General features: G+C 62.2%; 18 protein-coding genes and 1 tRNA gene. 13 read left to right on the top strand and 6 right to left on the bottom strand.

From position 1 onward, the window contains the following. Positions 1-140 precede the first annotated feature (140 nt). The 6 genes from pdxH to BKY26_RS08450 all read left to right on the top strand — a co-directional run bounded on the left by pdxH (position 141) and on the right by BKY26_RS08450 (position 7,326). Positions 141-746, top strand: coding sequence for a pyridoxamine 5'-phosphate oxidase (gene pdxH / locus BKY26_RS08475; RefSeq protein ID WP_071689962.1), 606 nt, complete (start codon positions 141-143; stop codon positions 744-746). A 187-nt stretch (positions 747-933) separates the two neighbouring features. After that, complete coding sequence (locus BKY26_RS08470; protein ID WP_071689989.1) at positions 934-1,452, top strand: cold-shock protein; 519 nt, start codon at positions 934-936, stop codon at positions 1,450-1,452. Between the two features lies 1 nt (position 1,453). Next, a complete protein-coding gene (locus BKY26_RS08465) occupies positions 1,454-1,918 on the top strand; it encodes a DUF192 domain-containing protein (RefSeq protein ID WP_071689961.1) in 465 nt (154 codons plus the stop codon). A gap of 45 nt (positions 1,919-1,963) precedes the next feature. Next, positions 1,964-2,040, top strand: a tRNA-Pro gene (locus BKY26_RS08460). A gap of 110 nt (positions 2,041-2,150) precedes the next feature. Beyond that, positions 2,151-3,104 (top strand): glycosyltransferase, encoded by a 954-nt coding sequence (locus tag BKY26_RS08455; RefSeq protein WP_071689960.1) that lies wholly within the window; start codon positions 2,151-2,153, stop codon positions 3,102-3,104. 520 nt (positions 3,105-3,624) lie between these two features. Continuing rightward, positions 3,625-7,326 carry a vitamin B12-dependent ribonucleotide reductase gene (locus tag BKY26_RS08450; RefSeq protein ID WP_071689959.1) on the top strand — a complete coding sequence of 1,234 codons (3,702 nt, stop codon included), beginning with the start codon at positions 3,625-3,627 and terminating at the stop codon, positions 7,324-7,326. A 312-nt stretch (positions 7,327-7,638) separates the two neighbouring features. Here BKY26_RS08450 and BKY26_RS08445 read toward each other — a convergent pair whose 3' ends face one another. The 6 genes from BKY26_RS08445 to miaA form a co-directional block, all read right to left on the bottom strand. Further along, on the bottom strand, positions 7,639-9,720 hold the full coding sequence (locus tag BKY26_RS08445; protein WP_071689958.1) for a dipeptide ABC transporter ATP-binding protein: 2,082 nt from the start codon (positions 9,718-9,720) through the stop codon (positions 7,639-7,641). 4 nt (positions 9,721-9,724) lie between these two features. Next, on the bottom strand, positions 9,725-11,242 hold the full coding sequence (locus BKY26_RS08440; RefSeq protein WP_071689957.1) for an ABC transporter permease: 1,518 nt from the start codon (positions 11,240-11,242) through the stop codon (positions 9,725-9,727). A gap of 13 nt (positions 11,243-11,255) precedes the next feature. Then, a complete protein-coding gene (locus tag BKY26_RS08435) occupies positions 11,256-12,341 on the bottom strand; it encodes an ABC transporter permease (RefSeq protein ID WP_071689956.1) in 1,086 nt (361 codons plus the stop codon). Positions 12,342-12,483: 142 nt separating this feature from the next. Beyond that, positions 12,484-14,124 carry an ABC transporter substrate-binding protein gene (locus BKY26_RS08430; RefSeq protein WP_071689955.1) on the bottom strand — a complete coding sequence of 547 codons (1,641 nt, stop codon included), beginning with the start codon at positions 14,122-14,124 and terminating at the stop codon, positions 12,484-12,486. A gap of 227 nt (positions 14,125-14,351) precedes the next feature. Further along, the gene (locus BKY26_RS08425; protein ID WP_071689954.1) at positions 14,352-15,158 is read right to left on the bottom strand and encodes an AraC family transcriptional regulator; all 807 of its coding nucleotides are present in this window, start codon (positions 15,156-15,158) and stop codon (positions 14,352-14,354) included. A gap of 69 nt (positions 15,159-15,227) precedes the next feature. Beyond that, positions 15,228-16,100, bottom strand: coding sequence for a tRNA (adenosine(37)-N6)-dimethylallyltransferase MiaA (gene miaA / locus BKY26_RS08420; protein ID WP_071689953.1), 873 nt, complete (start codon positions 16,098-16,100; stop codon positions 15,228-15,230). A 162-nt stretch (positions 16,101-16,262) separates the two neighbouring features. Between miaA and pyrH the strand changes: the two genes are divergently transcribed. From pyrH to BKY26_RS20775, 7 genes are all read left to right on the top strand, one after another. After that, entirely contained in the window at positions 16,263-16,991 is a 729-nt protein-coding gene (gene pyrH / locus BKY26_RS08415; RefSeq protein WP_071689952.1) for a UMP kinase, read from the top strand. Positions 16,992-17,038: 47 nt separating this feature from the next. After that, entirely contained in the window at positions 17,039-17,605 is a 567-nt protein-coding gene (gene frr, locus BKY26_RS08410; protein ID WP_071689951.1) for a ribosome recycling factor, read from the top strand. Between the two features lie 32 nt (positions 17,606-17,637). Next, positions 17,638-18,363, top strand: coding sequence for an undecaprenyl pyrophosphate synthase (locus tag BKY26_RS08405; RefSeq protein WP_071689950.1), 726 nt, complete (start codon positions 17,638-17,640; stop codon positions 18,361-18,363). Beyond that, a complete protein-coding gene (locus BKY26_RS08400) occupies positions 18,360-19,181 on the top strand; it encodes a phosphatidate cytidylyltransferase (protein WP_071689949.1) in 822 nt (273 codons plus the stop codon). Before BKY26_RS08405 ends, BKY26_RS08400 begins: the two co-directional genes overlap by 4 nt. Then, positions 19,178-20,362, top strand: coding sequence for a 1-deoxy-D-xylulose-5-phosphate reductoisomerase (gene dxr / locus BKY26_RS08395; RefSeq protein WP_071689948.1), 1,185 nt, complete (start codon positions 19,178-19,180; stop codon positions 20,360-20,362). The genes BKY26_RS08400 and dxr overlap by 4 nt, the downstream gene beginning before the upstream one ends. Further along, positions 20,359-21,690, top strand: coding sequence for an RIP metalloprotease RseP (rseP, locus tag BKY26_RS08390; protein WP_071689947.1), 1,332 nt, complete (start codon positions 20,359-20,361; stop codon positions 21,688-21,690). Before dxr ends, rseP begins: the two co-directional genes overlap by 4 nt. 157 nt (positions 21,691-21,847) lie before the next feature. Further along, positions 21,848-21,973 carry a hypothetical protein gene (locus tag BKY26_RS20775; RefSeq protein ID WP_281249823.1) on the top strand — a complete coding sequence of 42 codons (126 nt, stop codon included), beginning with the start codon at positions 21,848-21,850 and terminating at the stop codon, positions 21,971-21,973. Positions 21,974-22,134: the final 161 nt, after the last annotated feature.

The following is a 22,134-nucleotide window of genomic DNA, read 5'->3' as shown; positions in this document are numbered from 1 at the left end:
CTCCCCTTTGGCGGCTCTTTGCGCGTATCGGCAACCCTTTAGGGCATAGTCGCGCCTGCATCAAGACGGCAGGCGCATCGCCTTGCGGCGGATCGGGTCCGCGGGTAGCGTGGCGGCAACCCATTGAGGCGGAGAGTGCCATGAGCGACAGAAGCGGACTATTTGCGGGCGACGATCCCTTCGCCATCGCGCGAGCCTGGCTGGCAGAGGCAGAGCAGACCGAACCCAACGACCCGAACGCCATCGCCCTGGCTACCGTCGATGCCAACGGGTTGCCCAATGCCCGCATGGTGTTGCTGAAGGAGATCGAGGCCGGGGCTTTTGTCTTTTACACCAATTACGAGTCCGCCAAGGCGCAAGAGATCGGCCAGGCAGGCAAGGCGGGCTTCGTGATGCACTGGAAAAGCCTGCGTCGGCAGATCCGTGTGCGCGGTCTTGTCAGCAAGGAGGAAGGGCCGCAGGCGGATGCCTATTACAAATCCCGGTCTCTCAAAAGCCGGCTCGGGGCATGGGCGTCGCAGCAGTCGCGGCCACTGGCGTCTCGGGGGGCACTAATGGCCGAGGTCGCCAGAATCACGGCTCAGCATGGCCCGAATCCCGAACGCCCGCCATTCTGGGGAGGCTATCGGATCACCCCGTTGGAGATCGAGTTCTGGGCTGACGGTGCCTTCCGGTTGCATGACCGGTTTCGCTGGCAACGGCCGGATGTCTCGTCGAACTGGGAGATTACGCGCCTGAACCCCTGAAGCCTTGCCCCTTGCAGGGGCCGTGATGGTTAACAATGGTTAACAGAATCTGTGGATCAATTGATACCCGCCTGATAACATATTGATACTTATCACTTTATTATCCTTGCACCTGACCAGACTAACCGTCAGGTTAGTTTACGGGGACAATAAGACTAGCTGCACGTGCTGAGGTTGGGGCGTCATGATGGAAGACGAGCGACAGGCTGCGCCTGTTGTGGCCGGAACGGTCAAGTGGTTCGACAATGCCAAGGGATTCGGGTTCATCATCTCTGATGAAGGCGGTCCCGATATTCTGTTGCACGCCAATGTCTTGCGCAATTTTGGGCAAGGTTCGGTGGCGGATCATTCCCGTATTTCCGTGGTCGTCCAAAAGACCGAACGCGGAATCCAGGCGCAGGAAATCCTGTCCATTGATCCGCCCGATCCCGAGGAAGCCCCGGATGCTTCGGGCATGATGATCGAGATACCGGAGGGCACGCCCTTCGTGCCGGCCCGCGTCAAATGGTTCGACAAGGCGAAAGGCTTTGGCTTTGCCAATGTCTTCGGGCATCCTGCCGATGTGTTCGTGCATATCGAGGTGCTGCGCCGCTTTGGCCTTGCCGATCTGCAACCCGGCGAAGCCGTGGTCTTGCGGGTGGTGCAGGGGCCGCGCGGTCAGATGGCCGGTGAAGTGCGCCCGTGGGACTACGTTCAGGAGGATTAGGATGCGCGTCTTGCATCTGGCGATTGCGGCAAGTTTCATAGCAGGGGCCGCAGCGGCCGCATGCAATGAGGGACGCCTTGAACTGCGGGGGGACTGGGGGACGGCCCGGTTCCGGGTTGAGATCGCGGACACCCCCGAAGAGCGCAGCATTGGCCTGATGCACCGCGAACACATGGCTTCCGCTGCCGGGATGTTGTTCATCTATGAACGGCCGCAACGGGTCAGCTTCTGGATGGAAAACACGCTTATTCCGCTCGACATGATCTTCATGGATGAGAGCGGTACGGTTCAGCATATTCATGAAAACGCCGTGCCGCTGGATCGCACGCCGATTCCCGGCGGCAATGACATCCAGTATGTGCTGGAGGTGAATGGCGGCATGACAGAGACCCTTGGCATCACCGTCGGCTCGGAAATGCGTCATCCCGGCATTGATCAGACCCTTGCGGTGTGGCCGTGCGAATAATCGGGCTTCCATCCTCGCGCAGAGCGCGGTAGAGGAAGCGCCAGTCGGGGTGTAGCGCAGCCTGGTAGCGCGTCTGTTTTGGGTACAGAAGGCCGTGAGTTCGAATCTCGCCTCCCCGACCATTCTCCACACAAAGCGGCACGAGGCTTGCACCGGGTGATCCCTGAGGGCAGGTAGGTGCGGCGACGTTTGAACGGCTGGTGATGTGATGGAAACCCGGAAAAGCAGGAACATGGCTGGCGGGACGGGCCGCACCGCGATTCTCATGGGGCTGTTCGACGGAGCCCCCTTTCTGGATGACCAGTTGACCAGTTTCGCCAATCAGACCGTGCCGGATTGGGATCTGATCGTCAGCGACGATGGATCGCAGGATATGGGGCCGCGGATGGTGACGGATTTTGCTCGCGCGCAGCACGAAAAGGGACGCTCCGTAGCCCTGATCGCCGGGCCGGGCCGGGGTGTTGCCGCGAATTTCCTGTCGCTGCTGGCGGGACTGACCGAAGGCACTGACTGGGCGGCCCTGTCCGATCAGGACGATGTCTGGTTGCCCGACCGGCTGGAACGGGGCCAGGAGGCGCTGTCGGGAATCCCGCCAGAGGTGCCGGCGCTCTTTGGCAGCGCCACCTGGATTGTCAAAGAGGATCTGAGCGATCGCCGTCAGTCTCCGCGGTTCTCTCGCCCGCCCGGATTTCGCAATGCCCTGGTGCAAAGCATCGCCGGTGGCAACACGATGCTTCTGAACCGGGCCGGAGTGGATCTGGCCCGCGCCGCGGCGGCAGAGGCGCTGGCGGCGGATTGCCTGCCGGTGACCCATGACTGGTGGCTCTACCAGTTGATCAGTGGTGCAGGCGGGCAGGTCATCCGCGGCGAGCAGCCCACAGTGCTTTACCGGCAGCATGGCGACAACCTCTTCGGCACGAACCTTGGAACGCGTGCAGCGCTGAAGAGGTTGAGGATGGTCACCTCGGGCGATCTGGCCGTCTGGACCGCCTGCAATGCCCGCGCTTTGTCGGTGTCCGCGCATCGCCTGACGCCAGAGAACCGCGCGCTGCTGGATCGGTTCACCTGTATCCGGACACAAGATATGGTGTCCCGCCTGCGCAGCTTTCGGGAATTGGGCATCTATCGACAGGGCCGCGCCGGGCAGGCCGCCCTGTGGCTCGCGGTGTCCCTCGGGCGGCTATAGCCCGACGGTGCGGGATTCGCGGAAACCGTGACATTGCAGCCCGCAGGACGGCGGGGAATCGCATCTGCCACCAGATATAGATGTGGCCGATTTGACACCCCCACAATTAGTGTTTCCTAACGCGATCCAAGGCGACACTTTCCCTTCACCGCGTAACTGCCGCTGTTGTCAGCGGAAAACCTGTCCAAAAGGATACGCGTGAATCGGATGGCCGCAGGCGGGGCTGTGGATTGCCCTCAATGCAAGGGATATTTGTAACGGTAAAGTAAAAAAAACCCGTTGACGCCCTATGCGTGGATACGTCAGTTTGTAGCTGTCGAGCGGGGCAGCACTAAATGTAGTGGCCGCAGGCACCAAGGGGCAGATGGTCTTCACATCTAAGACAGAACGGCTTTGCAGCCGTAACCGGGTTCTGGGGGGCCACGGCACGTCGACTTGCTGCCCGACATGAAGGGAACCACGACGGCAAGAGCGGGGACACGCTGGCACGCCGCGCACGCACAGGGACTAGAGGCAGACCATGAAGATCGAACGCCGTTTCACCAAAGCGGACCAGGACACCTATGCGGACCTGGAATTCAGCCTGACATCTTCCGAGATTCGCAATCCTGATGGCACCACCGTGTTCAAGCTGGATGGCGTTGAAGTACCCGTCGGCTGGAGCCAGGTCGCGTCTGATGTTCTGGCGCAGAAATACTTCCGCAAGGCCGGGGTCGCCGCGATCCTGAAACCGGTCAAGGAAAAGGGCGTGCCGTCCTTCCTGTGGCGTCATGTGCCTGATGAGGTCGCGCTGGCGGATCTGCCGGAGGATCAGCGGTTCGGCGGGGAAACCTCGGCCAAGCAGGTCTTCCGCCGTCTGGCCGGGGCCTGGTGCTACTGGGGCTGGAAAGGGGGCTACTTCACCACCGAAGAAGATGCCCGCGCCTATTTCGATGAGATGCAGCTGATGTTGGCCCGCCAGATGGCGGCGCCGAACTCTCCTCAGTGGTTTAACACTGGCCTGCATTGGGCCTATGGCATCGACGGTCCCGCGCAGGGCCACCACTACGTGGACCACAAGACCGGCAAACTGACCAAATCCACCTCGTCCTACGAACATCCGCAGCCCCATGCCTGTTTCATCCAGTCGGTCAGCGATGATCTGGTGAATGAAGGCGGCATCATGGACCTGTGGGTGCGTGAGGCGCGTCTGTTCAAATACGGCTCCGGCACTGGCACCAATTTCTCCTCCCTGCGGGCCGAAGGCGAGGCGCTGTCGGGTGGCGGCAAGTCCTCGGGCCTTATGGGCTTCCTCAAGATCGGCGACCGGGCAGCGGGCGCGATCAAGTCGGGCGGCACCACGCGGCGCGCGGCCAAGATGGTCATCGTTGATGCCGACCACCCCGATATCGAGGAGTTCATCAACTGGAAGGTGTTGGAGGAGCAGAAAGTTGCCTCCATCGTCGCCGGTTCCAAGATGCATGAGCGCGAGCTGAACAATATCTTCTCGGCCATCGCCGCGTGGGACGGCAAGCTGGAAGACGCGGTTGACCCGGCCAAGAACGAGACCCTGAAAGCCGCCATCCGTAGCGCGAAAAAATGCGCGATCCCCGAGACTTACATCAAGCGGGTGCTGGATTACGCGAAGCAGGGTCACACCAGCATCGAATTCCCGACCTATGACACGGATTGGGATTCGGAAGCCTATAACTCGGTTTCCGGCCAGAACTCCAACAACTCCATCCGCGTCACAGATGCCTTCCTGAAGGCCGTGGACGAAGATGGCGATTGGGACCTGATCAACCGCACCAATGGCAAGGTGTCCAAGACGGTCAAGGCGCGCGAGCTGTGGGATACGATCGGCCACGCGGCCTGGGCCTGCGCCGATCCGGGCATCCAGTTCCATGATACCGTGAATTCCTGGCACACCTGCCCGGAAGATGGCGCGATCCGGGGCTCGAACCCGTGTTCGGAATACATGTTCCTTGATGACACGGCCTGTAACCTCGCCTCGATGAACCTGCTGACTTTTTACAGCGACGGCAAGTTCGACGCGGAAAGCTATATGCACGCCACGCGGCTGTGGACGCTGACGCTGGAAATCTCGGTGATGATGGCGCAGTTCCCGTCCAAGGAAATCGCGCAGCTCAGCTACGACTTCCGCACCCTTGGCCTTGGCTACGCCAATATCGGCGGTCTGCTGATGAATATGGGTCTCGGCTATGACTCGGACGAGGGCCGGGCCATGGGCGGCGCCCTGACCGCGATCATGACCGGTGTGGCCTACGCGACCTCGGCCGAGATTGCAGGCGAGCTTGGGCCGTTCTCGGGCTTTGAGCGCAACCGTGAGCACATGCTCCGCGTGATCCGCAACCACCGCCGCGCGGCCCAAGGCGCTGCGGATGGCTATGAGGACCTGGCCGTGAAGCCGGTCCCGCTGGATCACGCCAGCTGCCCCGACCAGACGCTGATTGCCCTGTCCGAACAGGCCTGGGACGAGGCGTTGGCGCTTGGTGAGAAGCACGGTTACCGCAACGCGCAGGTGTCGGTGATTGCCCCGACCGGGACCATCGGTCTGGTCATGGATTGCGACACGACCGGGATCGAGCCCGATTTCGCGCTTGTGAAGTTCAAGAAGCTGGCCGGTGGTGGCTACTTCAAGATCATCAACCAGTCGGTGCCTGCGGCGCTTGAAAAACTGGGCTATTCCACCTCGCAGATCGAGGAAATCACCTCGCACGCGGTCGGTCACGGCACCCTGGGCAATGCGCCCATCATCAACCACACCGCGTTGCGAGGCCATGGCTTTGGCGATGCAGAGATTGAGAAAATCGAGGCAGCACTGCCGTCCGCCTTCGACATCCGCTTCGTGTTCAACCAGTGGACCCTGGGCGAGGAGTTCTGCACCAAGGTGCTCGGCATTCCGGCAGCGAAGCTCAATGACCCAACCTTCGACATGCTGCGCCATTTCGGCTTCGCCCGGAAGGATATCGAAGCCGCGAATGACCATGTCTGCGGGACGATGACGCTGGAAGGCGCGCCGCATCTGAAGGAAGAGCATTACCACGTCTTCGACTGCGCCAATCCCTGCGGCAAGAAGGGTAAGCGCTTCCTCAGCGTCAACAGCCACATCACGATGATGGCGGCGGCGCAGAGCTTCATCTCGGGCGCGATCTCCAAGACGATCAACATGCCCAATGACGCGACCATCGAGGATTGCCAGAAGGCCTATGAGCTCAGCTGGTCGCTCGGCGTGAAGGCCAATGCGCTCTATCGCGACGGGTCGAAACTCAGCCAGCCGCTCGCAGCCGCGCTTGTCGAGGATGATGACGAAGCTGCCGAGGTGCTGGAAACCGGCACCCCTGCTGAAAAGGCGCAGGTTCTTGCCGAAAAGATCATCGAGAAGGTGGTGGTGAAGGAACTCATCCGCAGCCACCGCGAGAAGATGCCGGAACGCCGCAAGGGCTATACCCAAAAGGCGGTTGTTGGCGGTCACAAGGTCTATCTGCGGACCGGCGAATATGCCGATGGTTCGCTTGGTGAGATCTTCATCGACATGCACAAGGAAGGCGCCGGCTTCCGCGCGATGATGAACAACTTCGCAATCGCCGTGTCCGTGGGCCTGCAATACGGCGTGCCGCTGGAGGAGTTTGTCGATGCCTTCACCTTCACCAAGTTCGAACCGGCGGGCATGGTGCAGGGCAATGACTCGATCAAGAACGCCACCTCGATCCTCGACTACATCTTCCGCGAACTGGCGGTGTCCTACCTGGACCGCACGGACCTCGCGCATGTGAAGCCGGAAGGCGCGACTTTCGACAGCCTCGGCCGGGGCCAGGAAGAGGGCGTGCGCAATTTCGAGGAAGTACCGGACAGCCATGGGGCGTCGCCGATTGACGTGCTGCGCCAGATTTCCTCGACCGGCTATCTGCGCAAGCGGGTGCCGCAGGAACTGGTGGTCCTGCAAGGCGGGGCCGGGGCGATCACGGCGCTGAATGGCGCGGGCGATCCGGTGGCGACGCTGGAAACGCTGGTGCCGGAAGTGGCCCGCAACACCGTCGCTGTCAGCTCCACGACGACCACCGCCGTGGCCTCTGGCACCGTTGGGATGGATGCACGCACCAAGGCGAAGATGCAGGGCTATGAGGGCGAGGCCTGCGGCGATTGCGGAAACTACACGCTGGTGCGCAACGGCACCTGCATGAAGTGCAACACCTGCGGGGCGACAAGCGGGTGCAGCTAAGCGCGGGGGAAGGCCCTTCGAAGGGCCTTTCTGAAAACTCTTCGAAGAGTTTTCCCCGCGCAACACGATCGGGATTCGCGCCAATTGCCCCGGCGCGGGTTCTGAAACACGGGGCGGGTGCGCTCGCCCCTGACGCGGTTCAGGCCGCAGGCAGAAAACTCCGGGCGGTATAAACAGTGAGCCTGAACAGCGAGACTCAAGGGGGCCTTCGGGCCCCCTTTTTTCCATGAAAAGCAGCGCTCTGCACGGTAGTTTTCATGTGAAAAGGCCCCCCGAGAGGAGGGCCTTTCAACGTCGTTCTATGGACGGGAGTTACTCCGCAGCGATCTTGATGACGGGCCGCATCTTGGCAAGAACATCATCCGCCAGATGGCACTTGATCTGGTGCCCATCCGCCAGTTTCTTCATCGGCGGCACATCCCGTTCACACAGCCCGCCCGGCACGTCCTTCTTCCAGCGGCAGCGCGTCTGGAACGGGCATCCGGTCGGCGGATTCATGGCAGAGGGGATGTCACCTTCCAGAACGATATGTTCCTTTTCGACCGAGGTATCGGCAATCGGAACAGCCGACAGCAGGGCCTCGGTATAGGGGTGGTAGGGCGGGCTGAAGACCTGATCGGTCGTCCCGATTTCAACCACATGGCCCAGATACATCACCATCACCCGATCCGACAGGTAGCGGACGATGGACAGGTCGTGGCTGATGAAAAGAAGCGTCGTTTTCTGTTCGCGCTGAATCTCCATCAGCAGATCGGTCACCGCGGCCTGTACAGACACGTCAAGCGCCGAGACGGGTTCGTCCGCCACCACGATCTGAGCATCACCGGCAAAGGCGCGGGCGATGCCGACGCGCTGTTTCTGGCCACCCGACAGCTGCCGTGGCATCCGCTCGGCAAAGGCGCGGGGCAGTTTCACCAGGTCCAGCAGTTCCAGCATGCGCTGACGCCGCTCGGCCTCGTTCTTGCCGATCTTGAAGATCTCCAGCGCGCGGATGATCTGCCGGCCGACGGTCATTGAAGGGTTCAGCGTGTCGAACGGGTTCTGGAACACCATCTGGATGGATGACACCGTCTTGGTGTCGCGTTCCTCAATCGGCACCGCTTCGATGCCCTTGTTGTCCAGCACCACATGGCCGTCGGTGGCCGTTTCCAGCCCCATCAGCACCTTGGCGAGCGTGGACTTGCCGCAGCCCGATTCCCCCACGATGGCGAGCGTTTCGGATTCGCGGGCCTCGAAACTGAGCGTCTCGTTGGCCTTCACCACTTTCTTCTCGCCATGGCTGAACAGCGCACTGGCCGCGACCTCGTAGTATTTCTTGAGGTTGTCGACCTTCAGCACCACCTCGCCCACTTGCGCCTTTTCGGTCTGGGCCCCGGCGATGATCGGCGCTTCCCAGTCGATTTCCCGGAATTTCAGACAGCGGGACTCGTGTCGGTCATCGCCCTCGATCCCGTCCATCTTGATATCACCGGCGTCACATCGACCGCCCTCGAAATAGTCGCAGCGGGGGCCGAAATTGCAGCCCGGCGGGCGTTCATGGGGCAGGGGGAAGTTGCCCGGAATGGCCACCAGCGGGCGGCTGTTCTTGTCGGCCCCTGGCAGAGGGATCGAGCGGAACAGCGCCTGTGTATAGGGGTGGCGCATCTTGTCGAACACGTCCTTGATAGACCCGGTTTCCACCGCTTCGCCCGAATACATCACGCAAAGCCGGTCGCAGGTTTCCAGGATCAGGCCCAGGTTGTGCGAGATGAACAGCATCGAGGTGCCGTATTTCTTGCCCAGATCCTTGACGATCTCGACCACCGCGGCCTCCACCGTCACGTCAAGCGCGGTGGTGGGCTCGTCGAGGATCAGAAGCGAGGGGTTTGCCATCAGCGCCAGCGCGATGACAATCCGCTGCTGCTGACCACCAGAGAGCTGGTGCGGATAGGCATCCAGCATCCGTTCCGGGTCCGGCAGGCGCACATCGGTGACCACTTCCAGGGCGCGCTTGTAGGCCTCCTTTTCCGACACGCCCTCGTGGATCATGGGCACTTCCATCAGCTGTTTGCCGATTTTCATCGCAGGGTTCAGCGAGGCCATCGGCTCCTGATAGATCATCGCGATTTCCTTGCCGCGGATCTTGGCAAGTTCCTGCAATGACATCTCGTTCAGGTTCTTTCCCTTGAACTTGATCGAGCCGCCCACGATGCGCCCGTTCACGCCAAGGTCCTGCATGACCCCAAGCGCCACGGTGGATTTCCCGCAGCCGGATTCACCGACGAGACCCATGGCCTCGCCCGGCATCACCGTGCAGGAGAAATCCATCACCGCCGGAATCTCGCGCAGGCGCGTGAAGAAGCTGATGGAGAGGTTTTCGATTTCCAGGATCGGTCCGTCATATGTCTCGGTCATGGGATCAGTCCTTCAGGCTTTCTTCACGCAGGCCATCGGCCAGCAGGTTAAGGCCAAGCACCAGCGTCATAAGGGCCAGCGCCGGGGGCAGGGGCGGATGTGGGTAGAGCCGCAGAAGCGCCCGGCCCTCGTTGATCGTCGAGCCCCAGTTGGCGCTTTCCGGGTCAACACCGAGGCCGAAGAAACCCAGGGTCCCCAGAAGGATCGTGGTGTAGCCGATGCGCAGACAGAAATCGACGATCAGCGGACCCCGCGCATTGGGCAGAATCTCCCACAGCATGATGTACCACGGGCCTTCACCACGGGTCTGGGCCGCAGCCACGTAGTCCCGCGTCTTGATATCCAGAACGAGGCCGCGAACGATACGGAACACCGTGGGGCTGTTCACGAAGACCACCGACACGAAGACGATCAGCAGGTTGCCGTCGATCGGGATGCCGATCAGTGGCTCATATTCGCCCTGCGTCGTTGCCATCCACTCCGCAACCGGGTTGCCCTGATTGAGATAGCCGATGAACGACGTGGCAAGCCACACGAAGGGATCGAACTGGAACACCGTGCCCAGATAGAGCAGCAGCAGCACCAGCGTGATCGGGACCGCAACCCATTTGATGATGCTCGGCTGCGCGCGGTAGCGCGAATAGAGCAGCACCCAGACAAAGGCCACCGGCAGGATGAACAGCACCGCCGCCATATAGACCGGCACCCCGGCCTCGACGATCTCGGGTGTCACCAGCAGGTAGAAGAGCAGGATCACCGGGAAGGCCAGAACGAGGTTGGCCACGAAGGTGATCAGCGTGTCGAACCGACCACCCATATAGCCTGCAGGCAGGCCGAGCGTGATCCCCACCATGAAGGCGAAGAGCGTCGCGGCAGGGGCGATGGTCAGAACCTCGCGCGCCCCGAAGATCATCCGGCTGAACACGTCGCGGCCCAGGTTGTCACCGCCCAGAAGGTAGTAGGCAAACAGGCCCTCATCCCCGCCGGACACGGCCGATCCGGGCACCGCGTTGCGCATGGATGCCACCTGGTCGATGGCGCCATGAGTGGCGATCATCGGGGCGAAGATGGCGGTAAACAGCCAGAACATCGCCAGGCCAAAGCCGATCATGCCAATGAGGTTGTCGAAGAGCTTGCCATAAAGGCCAAGCCGCCGCTTGAAGCGGATCGACAGCACGAAAGACACGATCAGCGCGATCCAGACGGGCAGGAAGCGCGCGCCAAGTCCGCCGATGATGCCCCGTGCTTCGTGACTCGGCTGGACGATGCCGCCGATGATATGCACGACGAACGCCCCGAGGAACACGAAGACCGCGTATTTCATGACCAGCAGCGCATAATCGACAGGCCCATACTGGTAGCTGATCGTGTGATCGGGATTCACGATCGGGTCGGCCTGCCGCATGCCGATCAGGGACATGCCGAGGTTGATGACGAAAGCTGCGAAGAAGGCATAGACCGCCCACAGCATGATGGGGTTCAGGAAGGTCCCGAGGGTCCCGGTCCAGGTAAGCTGTTCCATTGCTCGGTCCTCCTTACGAGATGCGGATACGCGGGTTCAGGTAGACATAGCCGATATCTGAAATCAGCTGCGTCAGCAGAACCACGAAGACAGCCACGACCGAGCAGGTCAGCAGCATTTCGATGTCATTGTTCCCCGCCGCTTCAACCAGCGTCCAGCCGAAGCCATTGTAGTTGAAGAGCGTCTCGACGATCACCACACCGGTCAGCAGCCATGGGATCTGCAACATGATGACGGTGAAGGGCGCGATCAGCGCGTTCCGAAGCGCATGCTTCAGCACGATGTTGCGGAAGCTGACACCCTTGAGGCGCGCGGTACGGATGTATTGCGCCGTCATGACCTCGGCCATCGAGGCGCGGGTCATCCGGGCGATGTAGCCCATGCCGTAAAGCGCGATGGTGATCACCGGCAGGGTGAAGTTCCAGAAGGTGATGTCATTCATTGCCGACCGGGCCGAGCCAAGGAACAAGGTGCGCCCGTCGATCCAGCCGTTTTCCGCCAGCCACGGCGACAGGCCCGAGGTGGAGGAGGCAAGAAGGATGATGAAGATCACCCCGGACACGTATTCAGGCGTCGCGGTTGACGCGATGGAGAAGGTGGAAAGGCTACGGTCAAGTCGACTGCCTTCGCGCATCCCGGCGAGGATGCCGACAATCAGCGCGGCGGGCACCATGACCGAGAAGGCCAGCAACATCAGCCAGCCGGTCAGCGCCAGGCGACCGCCAACAACATTGGACACATCATCGGCGGAGACGGTGGAATAGCCAAGATCCCCCTGGAACACCCCGCAGAAAGTGGGCGATTCCGCGATGGTTCCACCCGGTTCGACACAGCGCCCGGTCTCGGTTCCGTCGGGGGCAACCCGCGTCCAGCCCGGCGCCACGCCGAGCCATTCGCCATAGCGCACCAGCAGCGGGCGGCTGTAGCCGCGATTGTCGAGCCACTGCACAACCTCTGCGTCCGTCATACGGGCGTTGCCCTGCGTCTTGGCAAGCTTTTCGAGGTTGGGGCCGAGATTGGTGAGGAAGAAGACCACGAATGTGAGGCAAAGCGCGGTCAGGATCATGACGCCGAGCCGGCGTAGAATGAAGAGTCCCATGGGTTTCCCTGTCGCTAGTGCCGCCTGAGGCGGGTTGGCCGGTTTCTTGGTGAACCGTTGGGCACAGGCATGGTCGTGCTGACCACCCCCGTATCAGCAGGCAAAAAGGGCGGCGATTCACATCGCCGCCCCAAAGATCACATTACGCCCAACCGATGTGGTGGATGTTGATCTCGAACTTGGGATGCATGTCTGCATTGACCAGACCCGGCACGTAGCTGCGATAGAGCGAGCGCCAGTAGGACTGGTTCACAACCGCATCGTCCTGCATGATCTGCTCGATCTGGGCCATGATTTCACGGCGCGCATCGGCGTCCGGGATACCGCTGGCCTGGGTCAGCAGGTCATCGAAGGTCGGGTTCGAATAGGCGGTCTCGTTCCACGGCACACCCGAGCGATAGGCCAGGTTCAGCACCATGACACCCAGTTCGCGGTGGTTCCAGGTGGTGGAGGAGAACGGGTAGCTTGCCCAATCGTTCCAGAAGGTCGAGCCCGGGATCACGCGGCGATCGACGTTGAAGCCTGCGTCCCGCAGCTGCGCGGCGAGGGCGTCGGTCGAGTCCCGCTCGAAGCCCGCGTCAAGCGACACGATCTCGAACACGTGGTCCGCGTGGCCCGATTCCTGGAGCAGCGCATATGCGGCGTCCTTGTCCACGGTGCGTGCGGGCAGTTCCGCATATTCCGGGTGGATCGGGCAGACATGATGGTTTTCCGCAAGCGTCCCGCGACCAGCATAACCCAGTTCCAGAACCACGGACGGATCGACAGCCATGTTCACGGCCTGACGCACCATCGCGTTGTCATAGGGGGCGTTGTCCTGGTTCATGCGGATGACCAGCGTGGCCGCTGTGGTGGCTTCCGAGGTTTCCCAGCCGATGGCCTGGAAGATGTCGATGAAGTCACCGGTGGTCTCGTAGGTCATGTCGAATTCTTCGGCTTCCGCGCCGGACAGCCAGGCCGCCGGATCGGTGCCGAGGTCAACGAATTCGACGCGGTCGAGATAGGCATTGCCCCAGTAGGTGTGGTTGGGGTTCTTGACCCAGACAGCGCCCACGCCCACTTCGTGGCTTTCCAGCATGTAAGCGCCGGTGCCCACGCCGTGAACCAGCGGGTCCTGACCGATCAGGTCGCGGTGCTGAACGGCCGAAGGGTAGTCCGCCACGCCTGCGATGATCGAGATGTCGCCCGAGGGCAGGTTGAGCTGCACGGTGTGGCTGTCGACGACAACGATGCCGCCCTCGCGGGCCATGCCGGTGTCGGGGTCGACCAGGCCGCCCATGCGGGATGCCATCGAGTTACCCTCGACCGAGCTGTCGCACCAGCCGCGGAAGTTCGCGGCCACGTCTTCAGCGTCGAAAGCATCGCCGTTATTCCAGGTCACGCCCTGACGCACATGCAGGGTGTACTGGGTTGCGTCTGCGTTGGCTTCCCAGCTTTCCAGCAGGCGGCCGGTGAAGGACCCGTCGCGGTTGTATTCCACGAGGTACTCGGTCAGGCCGCGGGACATGTTGCCCAGTTCCGACCAGTCGTAGGAACGCGGGTCCTTGCCCGGACGCACGGTCTGCTGGATACGCAGGGTGCCGCCCATGGACGGGGTTGCCATATGGCCGTCGGCCTGAGCCGGCGACAGGCCGATCATCGAATAGGCGGCGACGGTTCCGACCCCGAGTGCCGAGGCACGGGTCAGGAATTCGCGGCGGCTCATCTGGCCTTTTTTGTATTCCTCTGCATACATTTCCGCTGCGGGATGCGTTTTGAGGAAAGAGGTGGATTGTTGCGTCATTGTCGTCTCCCTGTGACACACTCTTATCTTCTTTGCCCGTCTTCAGGTCGGAGAGCAGCCGATCCCGAAGATGAGTTACAGCGATCATTACCGCACCTTTCCCTGCCACCCGTCAATGGTGCGGCCATGACTTTTTTTGTCATTTTGCGACATGCGGAATGTTGAAATGCGACATATGCTTTGCGATCGCCCGCATGCACCTGCAGCATTGCCGAAAGGGCGACAGGTCAGCCGGTCACGAGAATCTGTTGAGCCGGGGGAAGCTTTCGGAACTCCGACGGGGTTCGCCCGGTCAGTTTCGAGAACGCGCGCGTGAAATATGCGGCGGAGGAAAACCCGAGTTCCGAGGCGATATCGCGCGCGGCCATGTCGGAATCGACCAGCATCTTGCAGGCTTCGTGGACAATGCGTTCCTGCAGAATGGCCAGGGCCGGGCGGCCCGAAGCATCGCGGCAGATGCGCGACAGATGTGTCGGCGTCACCCCGAGCTGTTCCGCGTAATCCGCGACCCCTTTGCCACTGCGAAACCCGCGTTCGACGAGGGCTGCATATTTCTCGGCCAGAACATGGGTCCGGTCGCGCAGGATGCTGCCGTCATGGATGGTCAACTGACGGGCGATCCAGACCGATACCAACAACCCATAGGCGCGAAGGGCTTCGTCCCGTGCAGCCGCATGGGCCGCGATTTCCTGCTCGATCTTGTCGAGATAGCCCGAAAACTGTGACTGCGCCTCGACGCTCGTCACCCGGATGTGGAACGGAACGGTCGGCAGGTTCAGAGACGGGTCCAGCGGCAATTCCAGAAGCTCGCCCTGGACCTGGCCGGAAATCTCCAGCGACAAGATCGTCGAGGCCGGGATGAAGACCGCTGTATTTGGCCCGTAGCCCCGCGTCACCGCCCCGATGGAAAACCGGCCCTGGCCGCGCGTGAACCAGAAAAGCTGCGGTCGCGGATGCGAATGCAGGGTCGCATGCCGCCAAGGAGCAGCGCTGCGCAGTTTGGCCAGCGATGTGACGCGATACACCTGTGTCATGGCGCGGAGCCTAGGCGCAGAAGCGCAGCAAGGAAAGTGATCTCGTGGTGAAATCGCTTCTGGCCCGGGTCAGGGCAGGGGGATCGCCTGCCAGTTGCCCATCCGGGCCCGGAACCAGGTGCGCTGCCGCTTGGCGTATTGGCGACTGCCGATGATGGCGGCTTCGCGTGCCTGTTGCAGAGTCATCTCTCCGCGAAGGACGGCAATCAGCTCTGGCCCGCCAATGGCCTTCTTTGCGCCCGCCGCGCGGTGCCAGACCGGTTCAAGCGCGCGGGCCTCCTCCAGTGCACCGCCCGCCAGCATCAGGTCGAAGCGCCGCTCGATTCGCTCTGCCAGCCAATCGCGGTCTGCGTCCAGCAGCAGGGGCTGCGTCCTTGAAAGCGGTAGCACGGGCGCCGGTGTCTCGGCTTGCCAGGCGGAGAGCGGCCGCCCGGTGGCGCGCAGCACTTCCCAGGCCCGTTGAATGCGCATCGGGTTTTGCCGGTCGATCCGGTTGGCAATCTCTGGGTCCTCGCGGTCAAGCTCCGCCAGCATGGCCTCTGCCGTCATTGCGTCGGCCTCTGCCCTGATCTCGGGCGGGGTGGCGGGAATATCGGCCAGCCCTTCGGTCAGGGCGGTGAAATAAAGCCCGGTGCCGCCCACGATGATCGGGCGCGGCCCCTGCCACAGCAGCGCAGCCGCCTCGCGCAGCCAATGGCCTGTCGAGTACTCGGCATCGAACGGCACATGACCGAACAGGGCATGCGGTGCGGCGGCTTCCTCTTCGGGGGAAGGGCGTGCGGTCAGGACACGCCAGCCGTCATAGACCTGCAACGCATCGGCATTGATAATCCGTCCGCCTTGACGCGCAGCGATTTCCAGCGCCAGCGCGGTTTTGCCCGATGCGGTTGGTCCGGCAATCAGAATCGGCTTTTCAGCGGAGAGGGAATTTATGTTTATCAATGCTCTACACGCCGTTCCTGATGTCGCTTTCCGGTTTCAAGGCAGGGCTGATTGCCCGTTGAACCTGCCTGTTATTTAGGCCATGTTGCCCCCGGTCGCAAAGCAGCCCAAACTGGTGCTGCCCCTTGCGCCAGCCATGCCCAGACCAATCAAGGATTCGCCATGCCCTCCGATACCGCGCACGCACCCGCCTATTCCCGCGTCATGCTAAAAATCTCGGGAGAGGCGCTGATGGGCGATCAGGGATACGGGCTGCACCCGCCAACCGTCGAACGCATCGCCAAGGAAGTGCAGTCGGTGCATTCCATGGGGGTCGAGATCTGCATGGTCATCGGTGGCGGCAATATCTTTCGGGGCCTGCAGGGCAGCGCCCAGGGGATGGAGCGGGCAACGGCCGACTACATGGGGATGCTGGCCACGGTCATGAACGCGCTGGCCATGCAGGGCGCGTTGGAGAAACTCGGCATCCATACCCGTGTGATCAGCGCCATTCCCATGGATCAGGTCTGCGAGCCTTACATCCGCCGCCGCGCCGTGCGCCACCTTGAGAAAAAGCGCGTGGTGATCTTCGCCGCCGGCACCGGCAACCCCTATTTCACGACGGATACCGCCGCGACGCTGCGCGCCAACGAGATGAACTGCCAGGCGATTTTCAAGGGCACCAAGGTGGACGGCGTCTATGACAAGGACCCGGTCAAGCATGACGACGCCACGCGCTACGACACGATCTCTTATGACGACGTGCTGGCGCAGCATCTGGGGGTCATGGATGCCTCGGCCATCGCGCTCGCGCGCGAGAATGACATGCCGATCATCGTCTTCAGCCTCGATGAGCCCGGCGGCTTCAAAGGCATCCTCGCCGGGGAAGGCACCTATACAAAGGTGCAGTGAACGCGGTAGAACCCCCTTAACGATCAAGACCTGACGGAGTAACGGGCATGTCCGAGGACGATATCGAGATTGATCTGGACGATCTGAGCCGCCGGATGGACGGCGCGCTGGCGTCCCTCAGAACGGAATTCGCATCGCTGCGCACGGGCCGGGCCTCGGCCTCGATGCTGGAGCCGGTGCAGGTCGAGGCCTATGGCCAGATGACCCCGATCAACCAGGTGGGCACGGTGAACGTGCCCGAACCGCGCATGGTCACCATCAATGTCTGGGACAAGTCGATGGTGAACAAGGTGGAAAAGGCCATTCGCGAAAGCGGCCTTGGCATCAATCCGCAGATGAACGGCACCATCATCATGCTGCCGATCCCGGAATTGAACGAGGAACGTCGCCGCGAACTGACCAAGGTGGCCGGAAACTATGCCGAGCACGCCCGCGTTGCGATCCGCAATGTGCGCCGCGACGGCATGGATCAGATCAAGAAGGCCAAGGCCGACGGCATGTCCGAGGATGACCAGAAGCTATGGGAAAGCGAAGTGCAGGATCTCACCGACGCCCATATCGCCAAGGTTGACGCCTTTCTCGCGACGAAACAGGAAGAGATCATGCAGGTCTGAGGACCTGTGTGATCGCCCGGTGGGGAAGGCCGATGGCCCCGAAGGACCAGTCAAGCAACACCCCGCGCCATGTGGCGATCATCATGGATGGCAACGGACGGTGGGCCAAGCAGCGCGGTCGCCCGCGTCTGGTGGGCCACCATGCCGGGGCGCGCCGCGTGCAGGAAATTGTTGAAGCCTGCACACCTCTTGGCGTCAAGTACCTGACGATCTTTGCCTTTTCGACCGAGAACTGGAAACGCACCCAGACCGAAGTTGCCGGGCTGATGCGGCTGTTCAAGCGCTTCATCACCAACAAGGCGCAGGAATTGCACGCCAAGAACGTGCGCGTTCGCTTCATCGGCGACCGGGTCCGGCTGGAGCCGCGGCTTCAGGACATGATGGACAACCTGGAACTGCTGACCGCCGAAAACACCGGGGTGAACCTGACCATTGCGCTGAACTATGGCGGCCGGGACGAGGTGGCGCGCGCTACAAAACGGCTGGCGCAGGATGTGGCGGCGGGTAAGCTGAAGCCCGAGGATGTCGATGGCGAAACCCTGCCGCGCTACCTCGATACGTGTTACCTGCCCGACCCCGATCTGGTGATCCGCACCAGCGGAGAGGCGCGGATCTCCAACTTCCTGCTCTGGCAGTCGGCCTATGCGGAATATGAATTCATCGACACGCTCTGGCCCGATTTCTCGTCCGAGGAATTTGCCAGGGTTCTGGCCCGCTACGGCCAGCGTGACCGCCGTTTCGGTGCGGTGAAGGCATGAGCGCTGCTGGCAAATGGGGCGATCTGGGGCCGCGCGTGGTTTCTGGCGTGGTGCTGGCTGCTGTCGGTTTCGGCCTGATCTATGTTGGCAGCTATCCGTTGCTCCTCGGGCTGGTGGCTCTTGGCGGCTTCGGCATCTGGGAGTTGCATCGCCTGCTTGGCGGCGAGACCCCGATCCGGGCGGGCGGGCTGGCGGCGACGGCTGTGCTGGCCACCTGCGTCGCGCAGATCTTCACCTTTGCCACCGGCGAAGGATTCCTCGACTCCATCTTCCTGACGCCGTGGATCGTTCCCTTCCTGGGGTTGGCGATCTGGGGAGGGGTGCAGACGGTCGAGGCGCAAAACCGCTGGATCTTCGTCCTTTACGGCATGTTCTTCCTCTTCGCCGTGGCGGGCATGTTCTATCTGCGCGTCATGTATGGGCTGATCTTCGTGGCCTTCCTTGTCGGCGTCGTGGTGGCCACGGATATCGCGGGCTATTTCGCGGGCCGCATCATTGGCGGGCCGAAATTCTGGCCGCAGGTCAGCCCAAAGAAGACGTGGTCGGGCACCGTTGCGGGCTGGATTGCCTCCGCCGCTGTCGCCTGGGGCCTACTGGGATTCGAACCCGTGATGGTTCTGATCATCGCGCCGCTTTTGTCGCTCGCCTCGCAGATGGGCGATGTGGTGGAAAGCGCGATCAAGCGGCATGTGGGCGTCAAGGACGCCTCGAACCTCATTCCCGGCCATGGCGGGGTGCTGGACCGGTTCGACGGCATGACCGGCGCGGGCGCGGTTGCGACGCTGGCCATGGCCACGGTTGGGGGCCTGTTGATGTGAGCCGGTCGGTCAGCATCTTCGGGGCCACCGGGTCGATCGGGCAAAGCACGCTCGACCTCATCCGGCGCGACCGGGGGGCTTATCGCGTCGTGGCGCTGACCGGCGGGCGCAATGTGGCGCAGCTGGCTGCTGATGCGCGGGAGTTCAACGCCGAAATCGCCGTGACCTGCTTCGACGACTGCCTGCCCGCGCTGCGAGAGGCGCTGTCAGGCACAGGCATTGCCGTGGCCGCCGGGGCCGAGGCACTAATCGAGGCCGCCGACCGGCCCGCCGACTGGACCATGTCCGCGATTGTCGGCGCGGCGGGTCTGGCACCCGGCTTTCACGCGCTGCGCCATGGCCGCACGCTGGCGCTGGCCAACAAGGAAAGCCTTGTCACCGCCGGGCCGCTTCTGATGGCGGAGGCTCGTGCCCATGGCGCCCGGATCCTGCCCGTGGACAGTGAGCATTCCGCCGTGTTTCAGGCCCTCGTAGGCGAGGATATGGCAGCGGTCGAACGCGTCATCATCACCGCTTCGGGTGGCGCGTTGCGCGATTGGCCGCTTGACCGGCTGGCCCAGGCCACCGTCGCCGACGCTTGCGCGCATCCCAATTGGGACATGGGCCAGCGGATCACAATCGACTCGGCCTCCATGTTCAACAAGGCACTGGAGCTGATCGAAACGCGCGAATTCTTCGGGATCGCACCGGAAAAGATCGACACCGTCATTCATCCGCAAAGCATCGTGCATGCTCTGGTGGGCTTCTCTGACGGGGCGCTGATGGCCCATCTGGGCGCGCCCGACATGCGCCACGCCATCGGCTACGCGCTGCATTGGCCCGAACGGCGCGATCTGCCGGTGGAGCGGATCGACCTCGCCAAGCTTGCCACGCTGGAATTCCGCACCGCCGACGAGGCCCGCTTTCCCGCGCTGACACTGGCGCGGCAGGTGATGGCGACGGGCGGCCGGGCAGGGGCCGTGTTCAATGCCGCGAAAGAGGTGGCGCTGGATCATTTCATCGCCGGGCGCCTCCGCTTTACCGACATGGCCGGGCTGGTCGAGGCGACACTTGACGCGATGTCGCGCGAAATTTGCCTTACCGATGCCATGGACAGCCTTGAGACAGTGCTGCAAACCGACCATCTGACGAGGGTACGGGCAGAAGACCTGGCCAACAGCAGACAGGAGCAGACCGCGTGACCGACCTAATCCCCACCTTCGGTGGCTTTGCCTTTACCCTTGTGGCCTTCGTGGCGGCGTTGTCGATCATCGTCGCGATCCATGAATATGGCCATTACATCGTGGGGCGCTGGTCGGGTATTCATGCGGAGGTGTTCTCGCTTGGCTTCGGGCCGGTCCTGTTTTCGCGGGTCGACCGGCATGGCACAAAGTGGCAGGTCGCGGCGCTGCCCTTCGGCGGCTACGTGAAATTCCTGGGCGATGCGGATGCGGCCTCGGGCAAGGATGCTGCGGCGGTCGATGCGCTGGATGCCGAGGAACGCCGCCGATCGATGCATGGCGCGCCCCTGTGGGCGCGGGCGGCGACCGTGGCGGCGGGGCCGGTGTTCAATTTCATCCTGTCGATCCTGATCTTTGCGGGCGTGATGATGCTGTCCGGTCAGGCGTCAGAGGATCCGGTGGTGGGCGATCTGCGCCCGATGCCGTCCGAAATGCAGCTTTTGCAGCAGGGCGATCTGATCACCGCCATCGAGGGGGAGACGGTGGATAATCTGGCCGATGTGTTCGAGCTCGGTCGTACGCTGCCGCCCGCAGAAACCCTGACATATGACATTCAGCGCAATGGCTCCGATCTGAGCCTAGAGGCCAGTTTCCCGCTGATTCCCGTGGTGGACAGCGTCACGCCACGATCTGCCGCGATGGATGCCGGGTTGGAACGCGGCGACGTGATCCGCACCATCAATGGCGATCCGGTCTATGCCTTTGAACAGTTGCGCACCGCTGTGGAAGCGTCGCAAGGGGCGGAATTGGCGCTGGAGGTCTGGCGCGATGGCGAGATGATCGACATCACCCTTGCCCCGCGCCGCATGGATTTGCCGTCGCCCGAAGGGGGCTTTGAAACCCGCTGGCTGATCGGCGTCACCGGCGGGTTGTTCTTCGACCCCGAAATCACCCGCGTGGGTCTTGGCCCGGCCATAACCGGCGGCGCGGCCACGGTCGTGAACGTGATCCAGACCTCGCTGTCGGGTCTGTGGCACATGATCACCGGCGCGATTTCCAGCTGCAACCTGCAAGGCCCGATCGGTATCGCCGAAACCTCCGGCGCGGCGGCCAGTCAGGGGCTGGAAAGCTTCTTCTGGTTCGTGGCGGTGCTGTCGACCGCCGTTGGCCTGCTGAACCTGTTCCCGATCCCGGTGCTGGATGGCGGACATCTTCTGTTCCACGCGTTTGAGGCCGTTACAGGACGCCCGCCCTCGGACAAGGCGATGCGCATCTTCATGACGGTTGGGCTGACGCTGATCCTGTCGCTGATGCTGTTTGCGCTGACGAACGACCTGTTTTGCCCGTAAGCGGGCAGGGCGGGACAGGCTGTCGCAGGTATATGGCTGCAAAAGCTTAACAATTCGCAAAAGCGTCAAGGCGGTGCCGCATTCGCGCCCAAATTGAGCGCGAGTCTTGGATCTGCAAGGGGCCATGCGCCCCAAGAAGCAGACCGAGGCGAGACCAATGAGAATGATCAACGAAAGCTACCGCAGCTTCAGCTTCTTTGTGGAAGTCAATATCGACCGCTTCCTTGTGCCGGTGATGATCGTCGGCGCGCTGACCGTGGCCGGTTGGCTGGTCACGCTCTGATCGTCTCGCTTTCAGGGCTTTTGCCCTGCCGAACATCTGTAAACCGGCATCCCGACTGGCTGCCGGTTTGGCGATTCCAGCCCGAATTATGTATATCTTGTGCCACGGTCGGAAATTACTCCTACACCGTGGGTTAACGCGTTTTGACAAGCCTACCCGCG

Source organism: Nioella sediminis (assembly GCF_001879695.1).
In the GTDB taxonomy this organism is placed as follows: domain Bacteria; phylum Pseudomonadota; class Alphaproteobacteria; order Rhodobacterales; family Rhodobacteraceae; genus Nioella; species Nioella sediminis.
This window is presented reverse-complemented; position numbering and strand designations above follow the sequence as displayed.